Annotated in this window: 14 protein-coding genes and 3 pseudogenes; 12 read left to right on the top strand and 5 right to left on the bottom strand. The window is 58.0% G+C overall.

What is annotated here, in order from left to right; genetic code table 11:
- Positions 1-235 (top strand): annotated as a pseudogene (locus KHO33_RS42495) (IS4 family transposase); the annotation flags it as partial.
- A gap of 22 nt (positions 236-257) precedes the next feature.
- Here the strand turns inward: KHO33_RS42495 and KHO33_RS40905 are convergent.
- From KHO33_RS40905 to KHO33_RS43075, 3 genes and pseudogenes are all read right to left on the bottom strand, one after another.
- A complete protein-coding gene (locus KHO33_RS40905) occupies positions 258-2,306 on the bottom strand; it encodes a recombinase family protein (RefSeq protein WP_200568416.1) in 2,049 nt (682 codons plus the stop codon).
- The gene (locus tag KHO33_RS42490) at positions 2,290-2,463 is read right to left on the bottom strand and encodes a hypothetical protein (RefSeq protein ID WP_234480951.1); all 174 of its coding nucleotides are present in this window, start codon (positions 2,461-2,463) and stop codon (positions 2,290-2,292) included. Before KHO33_RS42490 ends, KHO33_RS40905 begins: the two co-directional genes overlap by 17 nt.
- 58 nt (positions 2,464-2,521) lie before the next feature.
- A pseudogene (locus KHO33_RS43075) lies at positions 2,522-2,725 on the bottom strand (DUF5372 family protein); the annotation flags it as partial.
- An 8-nt stretch (positions 2,726-2,733) separates the two neighbouring features.
- Here KHO33_RS43075 and KHO33_RS40895 point away from each other — a divergent pair.
- From KHO33_RS40895 to KHO33_RS40870, 6 genes are all read left to right on the top strand, one after another.
- On the top strand, positions 2,734-3,207 hold the full coding sequence (locus KHO33_RS40895) for a hypothetical protein (RefSeq protein WP_200568414.1): 474 nt from the start codon (positions 2,734-2,736) through the stop codon (positions 3,205-3,207).
- A 417-nt stretch (positions 3,208-3,624) separates the two neighbouring features.
- Positions 3,625-4,035, top strand: coding sequence for a hypothetical protein (locus KHO33_RS40890; RefSeq protein WP_200568413.1), 411 nt, complete (start codon positions 3,625-3,627; stop codon positions 4,033-4,035).
- Complete coding sequence (locus KHO33_RS40885) at positions 4,020-4,304, top strand: hypothetical protein (RefSeq protein WP_200568412.1); 285 nt, start codon at positions 4,020-4,022, stop codon at positions 4,302-4,304. Before KHO33_RS40890 ends, KHO33_RS40885 begins: the two co-directional genes overlap by 16 nt.
- A gap of 40 nt (positions 4,305-4,344) precedes the next feature.
- Positions 4,345-5,301, top strand: a complete 957-nt coding sequence (locus tag KHO33_RS40880; RefSeq protein WP_200568411.1) for an EamA family transporter — start codon at positions 4,345-4,347, stop codon at positions 5,299-5,301.
- A gap of 490 nt (positions 5,302-5,791) precedes the next feature.
- Entirely contained in the window at positions 5,792-6,694 is a 903-nt protein-coding gene (locus tag KHO33_RS40875; protein ID WP_211629308.1) for an MFS transporter, read from the top strand.
- A gap of 362 nt (positions 6,695-7,056) precedes the next feature.
- Positions 7,057-9,168: a glycoside hydrolase family 28 protein gene (locus tag KHO33_RS40870; protein ID WP_200568409.1), complete on the top strand. Its 2,112-nt coding sequence runs from the start codon at positions 7,057-7,059 to the stop codon at positions 9,166-9,168.
- Between the two features lie 134 nt (positions 9,169-9,302).
- On the opposite strand, the gene KHO33_RS40865 is transcribed toward KHO33_RS40870, so the two are convergent.
- Complete coding sequence (locus tag KHO33_RS40865) at positions 9,303-9,446, bottom strand: hypothetical protein (RefSeq protein WP_200568408.1); 144 nt, start codon at positions 9,444-9,446, stop codon at positions 9,303-9,305.
- A 386-nt stretch (positions 9,447-9,832) separates the two neighbouring features.
- A pseudogene (locus tag KHO33_RS40860) lies at positions 9,833-10,837 on the bottom strand (IS91 family transposase); the annotation flags it as partial.
- Positions 10,838-10,946: 109 nt separating this feature from the next.
- Here KHO33_RS40860 and KHO33_RS40855 point away from each other — a divergent pair.
- The 5 genes from KHO33_RS40855 to KHO33_RS40835 all read left to right on the top strand — a co-directional run bounded on the left by KHO33_RS40855 (position 10,947) and on the right by KHO33_RS40835 (position 15,142).
- On the top strand, positions 10,947-11,375 hold the full coding sequence (locus KHO33_RS40855; protein WP_328822836.1) for a hypothetical protein: 429 nt from the start codon (positions 10,947-10,949) through the stop codon (positions 11,373-11,375).
- The gene (locus KHO33_RS40850; protein WP_200568407.1) at positions 11,372-11,914 is read left to right on the top strand and encodes a transposase; all 543 of its coding nucleotides are present in this window, start codon (positions 11,372-11,374) and stop codon (positions 11,912-11,914) included. The genes KHO33_RS40855 and KHO33_RS40850 overlap by 4 nt, the downstream gene beginning before the upstream one ends.
- 428 nt (positions 11,915-12,342) lie before the next feature.
- Positions 12,343-12,534, top strand: a complete 192-nt coding sequence (locus KHO33_RS40845; protein ID WP_200568406.1) for a hypothetical protein — start codon at positions 12,343-12,345, stop codon at positions 12,532-12,534.
- Entirely contained in the window at positions 12,531-14,123 is a 1,593-nt protein-coding gene (locus tag KHO33_RS40840) for an Eco57I restriction-modification methylase domain-containing protein (protein ID WP_200568405.1), read from the top strand. Before KHO33_RS40845 ends, KHO33_RS40840 begins: the two co-directional genes overlap by 4 nt.
- A gap of 65 nt (positions 14,124-14,188) precedes the next feature.
- Positions 14,189-15,142 carry a XamI family restriction endonuclease gene (locus KHO33_RS40835; RefSeq protein ID WP_200568404.1) on the top strand — a complete coding sequence of 318 codons (954 nt, stop codon included), beginning with the start codon at positions 14,189-14,191 and terminating at the stop codon, positions 15,140-15,142.
- Positions 15,143-15,287: the final 145 nt, after the last annotated feature.

Genomic DNA, 15,287 nt, shown 5'->3' with positions numbered 1-15,287 from the left:
CGGGCCATGGGTGGACGCTGCGCGCATCGAGACCGGACAGGTACGTGAGCAACGCATTGACCTGAAGTCCGGGCTGCAGGGCTGGCGGCGCATCGAACTGCAGTTGGACCAACCCACCGAGGCGGGCGACACGGTGATCCGGCTGTGGAGCAATCTGCCTGCCGCGGTGGGCGCACACGAGATCGCCCGACTATATCGCAAGCGCTGGCGTATCGAAGGCATGTTCGATTCACTTTCATACTGCACTCCTTCGTATGTTATTGAATATCCAGGATCATTTGATCCGGATCGGGTGTCGACGGACTTTTCGCGGCCTTTGCGAACATATACTCGTCGAGGTCGGCTTGTCGTATGGTCCAGGGAGCATTGCGGCAGGCTTGGATTGCTTTCAGGTGTTTCTGATGAATCAGGCGCAGAACGACGCGCGGTGCGGCTTTGAGAATAACAGCGACTTCTTCAATGGTCAGTTCGCCCCGTGCCTGGCGTTCAGCCTCGCAATAAACCGCAATGCCGTGCCCTTTTCGGATTGCACATACCCGCGTGGCTGTCCATGTCTGCCCATGCGCCGTACGGTGTCCCAACCGGTTTATCGTCGCGGCGATGCGCTGGTCCGATTGCTGATGCGCCAGCGATGCAATCAGCGCGATCGTATCGGCGCTGGTCGCGTAGCGATGCTTGCCCGTCGGCGTTTTTTTCAACCTCAATTCCGTGTGGTCGCCACCTTGCCAATGCACGATCATACGCACCGAGTCACCATTGGCAGTGACGACGATTTCGTTGATCGCGGTGCGCAGAATGCGCTTCTTTATGTCGGGCGAACTTGCGGAATGCTCCCACAACTGTGACAAGTCACGGGATAGAGCAAGGAGGTTTTGCCTGACTTCTTCGCCAAGCTCGCGGGGGCGTTGCTGCGTCAGCGCGGCGAGCTCCTCCTCAAGCCGTGCCTGCATCGACAACGCGTCATTCCAGCGCCTCTCCAGCGTGCCCGCGACCAGGCGATTAGCCGGGTCCACGGCATCATACGGCCGTTGCGCACGGGACACCTCATAACGGGCCCTCTCCAGTTCCATGCGCTTCTGGGCAAGCCGCTCATCCTCTGCGCCTTCCAGCTTCTCGATGGCTTCCAGCGCAGCCTGGATCCCCATGGGTTCGATGCTGCGTAATAGCTGTTCGGATACCAAACGGTCTGCGCCTAGTCCTCCGAAACTAACACAGGTTGCATGGCGCGAAAGGATACGTTGCGGGCATTGATACCGTATGCCTGTGGGGCTGGGATATGCCACCGCGAGCTTCGCCCCGCAGTGGCCACAGCGTAACAACCCTGACAGCAGTGCTTCGCCGCTCCTCACCGACCCGCGTACCGCGCTGCCACTCCTGTTCGTGTTGTGAGCCATTGTCTTCTGGTTGCTGCAATAGGTGTCCCAGTCGATGTAGCCTTCGTGGTGGTCCTGAATTAGCACCGACCATTCCTCGGGTTGGCGACGATACGTTTGTACCACGCGCTTGCGTCCCTGCTCGAGTCGAACGCTGGACTTGCTACGTCCGTATGCATAGGCTCCAGCGTAAACCGGATTTTGCAGCAGGCTCAGCAGACAGTGGTAGCGTGGAGCCTTCCACACTACTTGATCGCCTCCACCAGCATTGCACAACGCCGGCATGCTGATGTGCTGTTCACACAGCCAGAAGTAAAGGCTCCGTGCGCTTCCCAATTCTGCGAATTTTCGCAATACCAGATCAACTGCACTGCGCACGCGCTCGTCTGGATCCTTCTCGATACGGTCCTCGCTACATCGTACATAGCCGATGGGTACGCGCATGAACAGTTCTCCGCGCTGCGCTTTCTGCCGAATTGCTTCGTGTGCGCGCTGCCTGAAGCTGGCCACCTCCATCTCGCTTATCGTACCCTTCATTCCGAGTAGCAACCGGTCATTCATCAGAGAAGGGTCGTAGATACCGTCCGTGTCGATCAGCAAGGCTCCCACGACACTGCAAAACTCTAGCAGCGTGTGCCAGTCACGGCCGTTTCGGGCCAAACGGGAAGCTTCGATGCTTAGCACTGCGCCGACCGCGCCATCGCATAGCATCGCCAACAGGCGCTCAAAGCCGGGGCGCGTGGTCCCCGATCCTGAACGGCCAAGGTCGTCGTCGATCACGTCCACATGCTCCCAACCCAATTGCCTGGCCCTCTCAACCAGTGCGTATTGGCGACGCTGACTCTCCAGGTTATGAAGCACCTGATCCGCCGTCGATTGGCGAATATAAACGCAAGCCCGGCGCGAAAGATGTTCATCAGTGATCTTGCTCATCGCGCACCTCCCGGGTGAGCATCACGGCCACCGCCTGCATCCACTGCACCATCTGCTGCTGCAGTTGTGTTCGAACTTGCGGTGTCAGTTGCGGCGGGGGCACCGCATTGTTCTTTTCGAACAGGTCCTTTTGCGCTAACTGGCGGTGCGGCATCATGCTCTCCTGTGAGGCTTATAGATGTCGGCAAGGATAACGTCGTGGATACCAGGCGCCGCAGTTCAAGCAGTGTCTCAACAGCAATGCGCGGTTCAGCAACGACTCGGATCTGGGCTGACGACAGCTCGGTCATCCAGGCAGGGACCGATACGGTCGACCCGTCGGCCCGTCGCACGACATAGCACTGCTGGTCGTGGACCCGGTGAACCCTGACTACCTCAAGCCGTTGGCCCGCCAACGGATGAAAGCAATACTGAACCACGATCTCGCGTGAGGGCTGTCGGCGGGCATTATGTCGCCCACTTGTTCCAGCGACTCGAGTCGGTGCTGCAAAGCGAGATCCGCACCCTGGGTCATCCGCGCGCCGCGCTGCTGGGTTTTACCGTCGCGGTGCTGGCCACGCTCAAGCGCAGTATTGAAACTGCCCATGCTGCAGCCGATGAAACCGCTGCAGCGCCACCCGAGGTCTCGACGTATTACCTTGCCGTGCAGATTCGCAGCCAGTATGAGGGCATGCTCATCGCGCTGCCGCCGAACGAATGGTCGCACTGGAGCGATGCTACGCCCGATGTGATTGCCGGCAAACTGCTCGAGCTGGCCCACTGCGTCGATCCGGCCCAGGTACGCACGCGCAGGCGTGGCCCCAAGACCCGCAAACCCGCACCCTATGTCGAAGGCGCGGTAGCCCGAGCCCATCACAGTACCGCCCGCCTGCTTAAACGCGCCAAAGGCGGGACATCTTGATCAAGACCTTGAAAGGGCTGCCTCTTAGGACTTTTGCAACAGGGGTGCCGTCCACTAAGCAGGGACTGAAAGCGACTCGATATCTCGCTTCACCGGGGATAGACATTGACCAAGAAATCAGAAATCGACAAAACCAAGACACGAACATTAATTTATAGATACTGGACAAATCCTAGATTTACCCAATCGCTTCCCCTAGTATTGAATATCTCTCTTTTGTCTAATGATTAATGAAATCATTGCTAGGTTTCTTTGTGGCATCGCTGTACGTTAAGACATGCGTTGTCGCTAGAGATGTTGATCTCGCTTTTAGTGAGGGCGGCGAATTCTGCGCCCCCCTCCAGAGGGCTTACAGCATGGATGCATCGCTTACTTGCGATGTTAGTTCTGTGAATACTTGAGAGTTCAAAAGGAAAGATGTTCGATCTCAAAAAGCATCAGTACAACTACTCCTATGACCTGGTGACGGTAGTAGAGGACCTCATCCCCCGGCATATCTGCGACCAGCTCGCTGCGCGGGTGAACGCGGTAATCGCGGATAGCCTGGTCGATCACGTGAAGCACAAGGCACTCGGAACCGATGCCGTGTCCGACCTCGGTGGCGAATATAACCACCACATCTTCAAGGGCGACGACATCCGGCAACACCTACCGGAGCTGAATGCGATCTACCATGCCGTGCTCCCGTTAATCAGTGTGATCACGTGCGCGGACGCGGTGGTCTCGCCGTACCCGGTTTCGGACATCAACATCAAGGCGTATCCCCGGGCGGCGGGACGCTGGGTCTGCACTATGACACCAACGGAATCACCGTGTTGCTGTTCCTGACAGACAACAAGGAGGCTCCGCTTCGTATGCAGATCGAGCGATCCCACCCCAGCAAGAAGGATCCGTGGATCGAAACGCGCAACATCTACGCGAAGAAGGGTGCGCTGCTAGTAATGCAAGGGCGAAAGACGCTTCACGACAGCGAGCCGACGAAAACGGAGCAGAAGCTCACGGTCGTCTACAACTACTACGAGCGGCACGACACCTATCGGCATGAGGACTTCGACAACTTTGTCTACTACGGGACGCAGCCGGCGGAACTGGTCTGACGCGATTCGAGTTAGTTGAGTTCGCAGTTTGCAACTAAACATGCCCAGGGAAGAACGTGCTCAGGGCATGTTTATAAACACAATGAATATGAAGAGATCGGATCTGATTATCGGTGCCTTGGTTACCATCATGTGGGGCGCAAACTTCTCAGTGATCGAGATGGGATTGAAGGCCCTTGATCCATTCACGCTGACGTTCTTGCGCTTCCTGTGCTGCGCGGTGCCGGCGATATTTTTCGTGCCGCGTCCCAAGGAGGTCGAGATCAAGTATCTCGCGCTCTATGGAACGCTGTTTGGCGCCGGAATGTGGTGGGTGGTGAATTTCGCGATGTATAACGGGCTGTCCGCTGGGCTCTCGTCTGTTTTCTTGCAGTTCGGTGCGTTCTTTACGATCATCCTCAGCCGGATCATCTTCAATGAGAAGATCAACTCCGTCCATGTGGCCGGCATGACGTTGTCTGTGATTGGCCTGATTGCTATCTTCCTGCTCTCTCACGAACCGTCGACCACCATTGGCGTCGGATTGGTCCTGCTTGCAGCCGGATCGTGGGCCGTGTGCAACATCATCATCAAGTCTCAGAAACCAAAGAACATGATTGCGTTCATCGTCTGGTCGAGTGCATTTTCTGCGCCCGCAATCTTCGTGATGACGGTTGCAATGAAGGGCGTCTCCCCATTTGTTGAAATTAAAGATAACTTAACAAGACCGGCGGTAGTGTCGGTCTTGTTTCAAGCGTACATCACAACGATCCTTGGATATATGGTTTGGAACAACCTTATGAAGAAGTACCCGTCGTCCGAGGTTGCTCCACTTTCATTGCTTGTGCCGATTTCAGGAATGCTTTCGTCCTACTTCTTCTTCGGTGAATATATCAATAAATATCGGCTGATCGCGATCGTTGTGGTTATTGTCGGGATTGGGGTATTTATGAACGCAGGAAAAATCCTAGCTCTGTTTAAACGAGAAGAGCTAAGGCGTGAGCCATCAGCATCGTAGGCACAAGCGACGGCGTTGGGTTCGAACTGAGATAGCTGCGGCGCCTCCCTTTGAGTTTTCATCGACGTCATCACGTGCCGGCAGTTGGTATTCACGACAGTTTTATTGACACTCCATCGACTGCAAACACTGCTCGCCTACCGCTGGAAACAGTACTGCGCATCAGACGACAACACACCGGCAGTCGGGAAATGTCCATTTCACTCGATGGTGAAAGCAGATGGCTGAGCGTGCGGGTTAAGAATCGCACCAGTCCTTTTGTATCTGGCTAGGTTCGGACATTGCACGCCGGGCCGTCTCCCCTCGCGTGAACAATTGTGCCAATTGGCGGCGACGGCAGGAATCCGCTCAGACGTAATCCTTGTGGCCTGTGGTGACGTCTGTGCCCGGATACCCGTCATGCGAGATGTACTGACATGTGACGGGTTTGATATCGATCAGCAGGAAGGGGAATTGAGTCATGATCAGATTATGTTTTCTCGCAATAGGTATGTTTGCCTTGGGGCTCGATGCCTACGTGGTCGCAGGGCTTCTGGCCGGGATAGGGCACGAATTCGGCTCGAGCACGGCCCGCACTGGACAGACTGTCACCGCGTTCACGCTGTGCTATGCGATTGCCGCGCCGTTGCTCACCACGGCTTTTGGAGGCGAATCCGTCCGAACTATGCTAATTGCAGCGCTCTCCATTTTTTCGCTCGCCAATGCGGCGAGCACACTTGCAGCGAATCTGGCCGCGTTGTTCGCAGCCAGATCTGTTGCCGGAATGGGCGCCGGACTGTTTTCGTCAGTTGCGGTCGCCGCCGCTGCAGCGATCATGCCTTCAATTCGCAAAGGCCGCGCGGTGGGCGTCATGCTGGGCAGTCTGAGTGCGGGAACGGCGATAGGCGTACCGCTCGGCCTGCTGGTGAACGGAAGCATTGGCTGGCGCGCGACGCTTTGGCTGGTGACGGGAATCGGAGTTAGTGGACTGTTGAGCGTGGTGTTCGGGTTTCGCGCCATCTCCGTGGCTTCGCAGCCCTCGCAGGCGAAGCGACTCCCGATGCTCGCTCAGGGAAAGATCGCTTCGACGGTCGGCGTAACCTTTCTCATGGCCATCGGCAGTCTAGGACTCTATACCTATATTTCACCGATTGTGCTGTCCATATTCGACAGCCACGTTGTCACGCCATATCTCTGGTTCTGGGGGGGTGGGCGGCGCATTGGGCAGTTTCACGATCGGCTCGGTCATAGACCGACTGGGAGGGGCCAGTGTGTTGATCAGTTGCATCCTCTCGGTGCTGACACTGGCCCTGTTGAGCGTGCCCGTCGCGGTTACGGCCGGAGCGCTCGGCTACATTTCCTTCGTTGTATAGGGTGCCATGGGATGGTCGTGCCACGCGTCGCAGCAGCATAAGTTGCTGGGTCTTGCTGCGGATCAGGCGGCCGCTGCCATTGCGCTTAACAATTCATGCAATTACCTGGGCGGCGTGGCTGGGGCAATGTGCGGAGGCGCGCTGATTGCGCTTGGTGTGTCCGCCTCACATTTGCCATATTAGGCGGGACTTGCAGCGTTTTTCGCGCTTGGCGCGCAACGACGGTCACTGAGGGTCGGCCGGGGGGAAGCGCAAACACAGGCGTGAATCAGGGATGGGATGTGTGTCTTTGTGGCCGGTCGCACGTGGGCGCCTTGAGTACCGGTTTAAAACGCTGCGGACCGGCTGGAGTGATCCGACAACGGGTCAAAATCGTTAGTAATCTTTATTATAAGGATGAGCCGTGCTTTATAGATCTACAGTTATCCCTTGTTTAGTCGTAATACTTGCCGCATCACTTGCCGCTTGCGGTAGCGGTGACAGCTTGCCGCCTGCTTCAACCAGCAATACCCCTCCGCCGGCGGCCGCCGCGTTCAAGGTCGGCGTGGCCACAAGCGATGCCGCGCTTCCGCCCGCACCGCAACTGCCGACTGCCAGCCAGGTCTGCAGCACGCTCGAGGCAAGTAACAATCTGGTGCGCCAACCCAGCGGCGCGCTGGGGCCCGAAGCCGATAACGGTACAACGTCGGCCGTTCTGAATCCGGATCAGGCGCGCATTCAGGCGGCGCTCGACGCTTGCGGCGCCGCGGTAGACGCCCAGGTTGGCACAGCCATCTCTGCTGCGGACGCCGCTGCGGCGGCTTCGCAGACCGCGGCGGCCACGCCGAATGTCAACATTGCTGGCGCGTCGGCTCAGCAACTGGCGGCCCCGCAATATCACGCCCAACAATTCGCTGTTCATCTGGTTGTGTCGAGTACTGGCGCGGGCAACGCGTTTATCACCGGACCGCTCACGCTGCCGTCCGGCGTCACGTTGTGGATCGATACGGGCGTGACGGTCTATGCGACGCGGGACGTGATGGCGTATGCGCCCAATGCGGCTGGACCCTATTGCGCCAACACTGCTGTCAGTTCGACCAAAGCAGGCAGTTCCAGCAACTGTCTGCCACTCATCGGCGGCAGTTACCTCGTCAATTCGGCCGTCGTCGGCGGCGGCAGCATCGACGGCCGGGCCGCCTCCGAGATCGTGAGCTCGAACCCCCTCTATCCGCTGATGCGCGTTGACCTGAGTTGCACGAACACCTATGCAGCTTATGCAAAGGGACAGCAGGCTTCTAACACAACGCCTTGCGACAACGGCGGCACCTTCGTCGATACCTCGGCCTCGTCCCGGCACATGACCTGGTGGGATCTAGCGTGGCTCGGCAACATGATCGAGAACGGTACGACCGGTGTCGGCTCACAGTCAAACTTCCGCATGATGGTCTTCAACTATGCAAAGAATCTGACGCTCTTCGGCATCACGCTGAACAACAGCGCCAATTTCCACGTCGTTCCTAGCGGCGTCGACGGACTCACGGTCTGGAACGTCAAGGTCCAGACCCCGTCATTGTCGGCTTCGGCGAACCCGGCGGGTAACGGCAATCCGAATTATCTGGGCATGGTGCCGACGGTTGACACGGCCAAGAACACGGACGCCTTCGATCCGGGCTCATCTTCCAAGCCGGTTGTTCAGGCTTTGGCGATCGGGAGCACAAAAACCTCCGCGGCAGGCAAGATCGCGTTTGACGGGTACCTCAAGAATGCCGTCTTTGCCTATAACTACATCAGCACCGGCGACGACGACATCTCTCCGAAGGGCTCCAATAACCCGAGTCCGAACGGCTCAGGATTGTTCGGTATCGACGGCAACCGCAACGTCGCGACTGACCGGCAATACGGTTTTGTCATCGCCCACAACCATATTTATGCGGGCCACGGCATTTCGATCGGCAGCGAAACCAATGCTGGCGTCACCAACGTCCAGGTCTATGACAATTCGTTCGACGGCTCGGAACAGGCGCTGCGCATCAAGTCCGATTGGGCGCGAGGCGGCATCGTGACCAACATCAATTATAACGACATCTGCATCCGCAATAGCGGGCAGGCGCTGCTCTTCACGCCGTACTACAGCACCAAGGCGTTGTCAACTCCTGCGTCGCCGCTGTATCCGGACTTCCACGACATATCATTGTCGAACGTGCACATCATTGGCGGCACTTCGGCGGTATTCGAGGGATTCCAGGCGAATACGGGCGGCATCGCGCATGCAGCACTCCCGCTCGGCATGACGCTGACCAACCTTCTCGCCGATTCGCCGAGTTACGTGGCGGTCACCACGTCCGACGCGAACCTGACGCTGAACAACGTGAACCTGCCGATTTTCCCGTCGACCGCGAATCGGGTCGTCCTGAACGGCGCCGCATCGCAGTCGCTGAGTACGGCGAACGCGGTAGATTGCAGCAGCGCCTATGTCGACTTTCCGGGTATTGGCGATTCGTCGCCGACCGGCCAGACGTGGGCGGGTTCGCAGTAAGCAGGGATACGCATAGCGTGCCGCGCGCTGAACGGCGGCACCGACTGAAATAGACGCAATCTGTTTAACGGCCCGTCGAGGTTGCTCGACCGGGCCGTTCAGGAGGCGACCACCTTCGCGCAACACAAGGAGCCTCACTCAGGCGCCAGCCCCAGCGTGTCCCACAACAACTGAAACGACACCGGTTCGCGCCGCTGCATCTCGGCCTGCATCTGTTCGCTGTGCTGATAGCTGCGCAGCAGTCCTCTGACACGCTCGAGACGGGGTCCGGGGAGCAATGGAACAGTTATGGGATTCTTCCGATACAGCAGAGATTTTTTTGGTTGGCGATCGCGGCTACTGACGGATGAACAGGCGAGTCGGGGCCAGCCCGCGATCGGTAATCAAAAAAATGTTTGTGCTAAATCGCTCCGCAGGCGCCGGCGTTTATGGGCATTGAATGATCGTCGCGGTGATTTGTGTTGCCCGGCGCACGGGTGGCGCACGCCGCAACCGGGTGGTTGGCCGGGTCAGTCGCGCGAAGACAGTGGAAATGCGGGCGTCAATGGGCAAGGAATGCGGAATTTCGCGACATTGCATTGTGCCTGGGAATCGGACGCACGAGTCCGGTCGCGGTGGTCCCATCGGGAACGGCCAACGTGGCGGAGGACAATGCAGATGCGGGTCAGTCCACATGGGTCGGCTCAGGAGGAGCCCGCGGCAGGATGCCTGGCGCACCGCCTTCGATGCGAACCATGTGGCCCTTGCCGCACACGGGGCAATCTCGAAGGGATTTGCCGGTGAGCCGCAGGTAACGGTCGCGGTAATCTTCGCCCATGGCGGGTGACCCAGTGGCAGGCGGCTCGACGCCGAGCAGCCGCCGGCAGATGGCGAGGCGGATTGCCCGATGACGGTTGGCGAGCCACCCGTAGCTGCGGATACGTTTGAAGCCGTCGGGCAGCACGTGCAGCAGAAAGCGGCGCGTGAACTCGTCGGCCGTAAGTGTCATGGTCCTGTGCCTGGCTTCGTGCCGGTAGTCTTTCCACCGGAAGGTGACCGAATCGCCATCGAAGCACAGCAACCGGTTGTTCGAGATGGCGACACGATGGGTGTAGCGGCCCAGGTAATCGAGCACATGCTGGGCGTTGCCAAAGGGTGGTTTCGCGTAGACGACCCACTCCGCCCGTGCGGCAGGCGCGAGCCAGGCGGCGAACGCTTGCGGGTCACGCAACGGCTCGAGTTGGCCATGGAAACGCAGCACACCGGCATCGAACGCGCGGCGCAGCTGGTCGAGAAAGAGCCGCCGGAAGAGCCGCGAAAGAACCCGCACGGACAGGAAGAAGCCGGGACGGCAGGCGATCCAGCGTTCGCCGTCCGGGGCGATGCCACCGCCCGGTACCACGCAGTGCACGTGCGGATGGTGCAGCAGATTCTGGCCCCACGTGTGCAGGACCGCGATGAAGCCGATCTCCGCGCCCAGATGCTTCGGATCGGCGGCGATTGTGCGCAGCGTCTCGGCGCTGGTGCGAAACAGCAGATCATAGAGCCTCCTCTTGTTCTGGTAAGCCAGTGCGGCGATCGGCTCTGGAAGCGTGAAGACGACATGGAAATACTCCACCTCCGTAGGACGTAATAAATCTGTCACCGGCCATCCCCAGTAACCACGGGCCAGAACGCGCGCGAGTTGACACTTTTATTTCCCTTCGAATCGGCATAAAAGTGTCAACTCGCATATGTCCGTATTAAATTTGCCGACTCGCCTCCTACACTTCGAATCACGTCCGTAGGAGGCTGATCTCATGGCGGATACCCTTCAGGTAACCAGGCCGATCGCGCTGGAGCGTCCACGTGGCGCACACCGATTCGAAGCCTTCAGTCCCAAGCTCGCGCGCCGCGTCATGTTTTACCGTCGTGCATTGCTTGAACAATGGTTAATGCTCGAGGCGAACCCGAAGGTGGTCACCTTCTGCGAGCGACCAGGCTATGTGCTGATCAACGAAGATCGTCACCTCGCCGATTTCTGGGTGCGCTACGTTGATCGCGATGAGTTGGTTGTACTAAGCGAACGGCTTTGTGGATCGAATGTAGACGCGTCACGCCCGGAGGTCGACGCTGGCACCGTAGAGGTCCGGCTGGTCGGATCGGCTGAGCTCGCCGCAGCGCGTAGAGAGCGCGCCATTCCGGGGGCTGGCGAAAGTCGCCACGCTTTTCGAGTAGGTAAAACATGAGCACGAGTGAATTTCGCCGACTGGCAGCGAAGATCGATCAACACATGCAACAGCTTTCTGCCCAGGGCGTCAACGACGCACAGGCCATCATCAATCGCATGATGGGATACGTGCCCGAGCTACACAAGATCTGGGTCGGTACCTCCGACGATCAACTCATTGCCCTGTCCAACGAATTTCCCGGATTTTACCGCTACGCGCTCATCATGGAAGAGGCGTTCGAAGCCGAACGCAACAAGGCATCGCGGCCCTATGACGGCATGGCCCAGTGTTCCGAACAACACAAGCAACTGGCGGCTCAATTGCTGACAACGGCGGCAACCCTTGAGCGCGGCTATCAGGCGTTTCGCGGAAGCGGCAACCTGCAAGTCTTTCGACCTCAAGTCAACGAGCTGGACAAGCTGCATCGGCAATGGCTTTCCGATCTGGAAAGCTTCAAAAGTTCTCTACTTGCACAGGACGCAGAGCCCAAGTCACTCGAGTACGTGAATGAAGCGTTTGGACGCTTGGCCGAGCGCGTCAAGAAGCTGGCAGGCTGAAGATCAGGGTTGAAGACAGAATTTTCGACGGTTCCGGTTTATACCCCCTAGAAGCCATCGCATCGAGACTGCTTGATACGATGGCTTAGGTAACGAGACCGAAGTTGCTTGGGCAGCGGCCGCTCCGCGCACTGCAGCAGGAAAACGATCAGAGCCGTTGCACACTCTCGACGCGACAGCCCCGCAACCGCCATGAAACCGGTTGACGTGGTTTTTGCGACCGTGCAGCGAACGCTTTCTACGGGTGGTCTTTCGCCGAGAAGCTTGATAGTTCAGGCCGCTCTTCGCCTTTCTGTGTGTGCCACCGACGCCGTATCATCAACGGCGGTGGTCGGCGCTGAAGCTCGTCATGACACGTGTTGAAGCTTGTTCGCGAGGGGACTCGATTCTGGTTGACATTCTGTCGACTAGTCGACAGAATCGCTGCCATGAATACCTCGCCCAACCCTGACGACCCTCGCGGTCACCCAAAGAAAGACAGCGAAACCCAGATCGTCGGTTTTCGCATGTCCCCGTCGCTTGCTCACGATGTGAAGATGGAGGCCAGCCGACGCGGAATGTCGTTGAAGGCCCTGTTCGCAGAAATGTGGGAACAGTACAAACATCGGTCAAAGAAATGAAGCAACTCCAGACGGAAGGGGATCTGATTGCCGTTGCATCGGCGCTAGCCGGACCCAAAAGTCAGCTTTCTGATACCGAACGCGCGATGCAAAAGGGTGCCAGTCGTCGTCGGCTGGACGGAGCTTTGCTGGATGCCACGCGCGCGGCCATTTTGGCTGGCGGCGATCCATTGGGCGAGGCGTTCGCCGTTATCCGTTCGGCTGAAGAGCGCCGGACGGATGGTGCTACCTATACTCCCTCATGCATTGTCGATTCGATGATGAACTGGGCGGAAGCGGAAGCCGACCCCGTGCGGATCGTCGATCCAGGTGCGGGTACCGGACGGTTCCTTCTGGCGGCGGCGACTCGTTTCCCCAAGGCCAAGCTCATCGCCATTGAACTCGATCCACTGGCTGCGCTGATGTTGCGAGCCAACGTTGCCGTGCTCGGTTTAGGAAAACGAACGTCGGTCATCGTCGACGACTATCGGCAGGTGACGCTGCCTGCGATAAAGGGGCAAACGTTATTCATTGGCAATCCGCCCTATGTGCGACATCACAACATAGGCAACGACTGGAAAACGTGGTTTGCTGATGCTGCGGCAGATTTCGGGGTGAAGGCGAGCAAGCTTGCTGGTCTGCACATTCACTTTTTTGTCCGTACTTTGCAGCTTGCAAGAAAAGGCGACGCTGGCGCGTTTATCACATCGTCCGAGTGGCTCGACGTGAATTACGGGGCGACACTGCGCAAGTTGCTTGCGAAAGAACTGGGAGGCGTGGGTCTGCACGTACTGGATCCGACTGCAATGCCTTTTTCGGACGCAACAATGACAACAGGAGCGATAGCCTGTTTCAAAATCGGAAGCGAACCGGAGTCGCTCAGGGTGCGCGAGGTCAAGTCGCTCGATAGTCTGAATGGACTTTCCGCCGGCACGCTGATTTCGTGGGACGAAGTCGCGAAGGCGAGTCGCTGGTCCACAATCGTACGTCCGGGCCCGGGTGTCCCAGCAGGCTATATCGAACTGGGTGAGTTGTGCCGTGTGCACCGGGGACAGGTCACGGGAAATAACGGCATCTGGATTGCCGGTGCTCATACCGATCAATTGCCTGACGCCGTGTTAAAGGCGACGGTGACCAAAGCACGGGATTTAATCAACGCGGGTGACGTCTTGACCGACGAAACGTTTTTGAAGAGGGTGATTGATCTGCCTGCGGATCTTGAGGAACTGGATGCCGACTCTCTCAAGGCCGTGCGACGCTTCCTGACGTGGGCCAAAAAGCACGGAGCGGACCAGTCGTACATTGCGCAACATCGCCGGGCCTGGTGGTCCGTCGGGTTGAAAGCTCCGGCTCCGATCGTCTGTACCTACATGGCGCGTCGAGCACCAGCCTTCGTACGGAATCTGTGTGGAGCGAGGCACATCAACATAGCTCATGGGTTATACCCCCGCGAAGCACTCGGTGAAGGGGTCCTTGATGCGCTGGCCGCGTGGCTCAGACTCAACGTCGGCGTCGAAAGTGGCCGCACATACGCGGGCGGACTTACGAAGTTTGAGCCGAAGGAAATTGAACGGCTCACGATTCCGAAGATCGAAAATTTGCCAATATGAAGGTGCATCGACGAGAATAGGCGTTCCTTACCACTTCTCGTCGATGAAAATCGGCTGCCTACTGCATGACCAGCCCGAGCACGAATCAAACGCCGACTGTCTGGACCCAGGCAGAATTGGCGACGCAGGCACAGATTGCACTCAACGAGTTCGTCGAACGACGCCTGGCTGAGCCCGGAGGTGTGTACATTGCACATGTCAAGGCTCGGCGCAAATCACTCGTCCGGTTGTTTAAGGCCCTGGCAGGCATTAATCCAGATAAGCCGGATCCGAATGTAGTACGCGCCGTTCTGCTCGATGAGGACCTGTTCGATGCCCTGCGCTATGTGACTGGCCCTCCCGTGTCGGAAGATGATCTTGGAGTGCTTGTCACGCGGTCGGTCCAGCGGATCAAAATATCCGACCTTCGCCAATCTGATGAACTTCCGACGGAAGTATTGAATCTGATCTGCCGGTTGGCGGACCCAGTTCGTTTCCCATGGATAGCCAGTCGCCGGTCGCCAACATTGCGCGAGCTTCGAGCGGCCATCTATGCCACTACGACCCTCCATGCTGCGCAGTCGCTTCAAACTGCGCGGCGAGGGTACGGACGAGAGGTCGAGCGACGACTCGAAACGCGTCTCGAAGAGCTGGGATTTACAAGAGTGTCAGTGCCGAACAAAGGGCAAATCACTGTTCCCATTCACTATCCGGTTTTTCCGAAGTTTTACGGCGAATGCACGGTTCACGGTAGAAAGGTGGATCTTTTCATTCCCCTCCCGACTGGCAAGATGATCGCCCTTGAAGCCAAAGACTCCAGCTCAGGACTGAATAGCGTAAAGCGTTTGAATAATGACACGGCCGCCAAAGCTCGACATTTCGCCGAGCAGGCCGGGAAAAACATGATCAACGTCGCTCTTCTCTCCGGCGTGTTCAAGATCGATAGTCTCACCAGTGCGCAACAATCTGGTTTGTACATCGTCTGGTCCCACGATACAGATGGATTCATCGAGTGGGTGAAAACGCAGACGGTAGCGTGATGATCGACGCCGGTCTGTTAATGCGTTCTACTAGGAGAGCGCGCCATTCCGGGGGCTGGAGCTTCTATGCCGCCTCCTGTAGCGTCGCGGCCTCTTCGTCTCTCATTCCGGCAAACCAGCGACCGAAGGTTTTCCGCAGATCGTC

It is taken from the genome of Paraburkholderia nemoris (assembly GCF_905221015.1).
GTDB lineage: Bacteria > Pseudomonadota > Gammaproteobacteria > Burkholderiales > Burkholderiaceae > Paraburkholderia > Paraburkholderia nemoris.
This window is presented reverse-complemented; position numbering and strand designations above follow the sequence as displayed.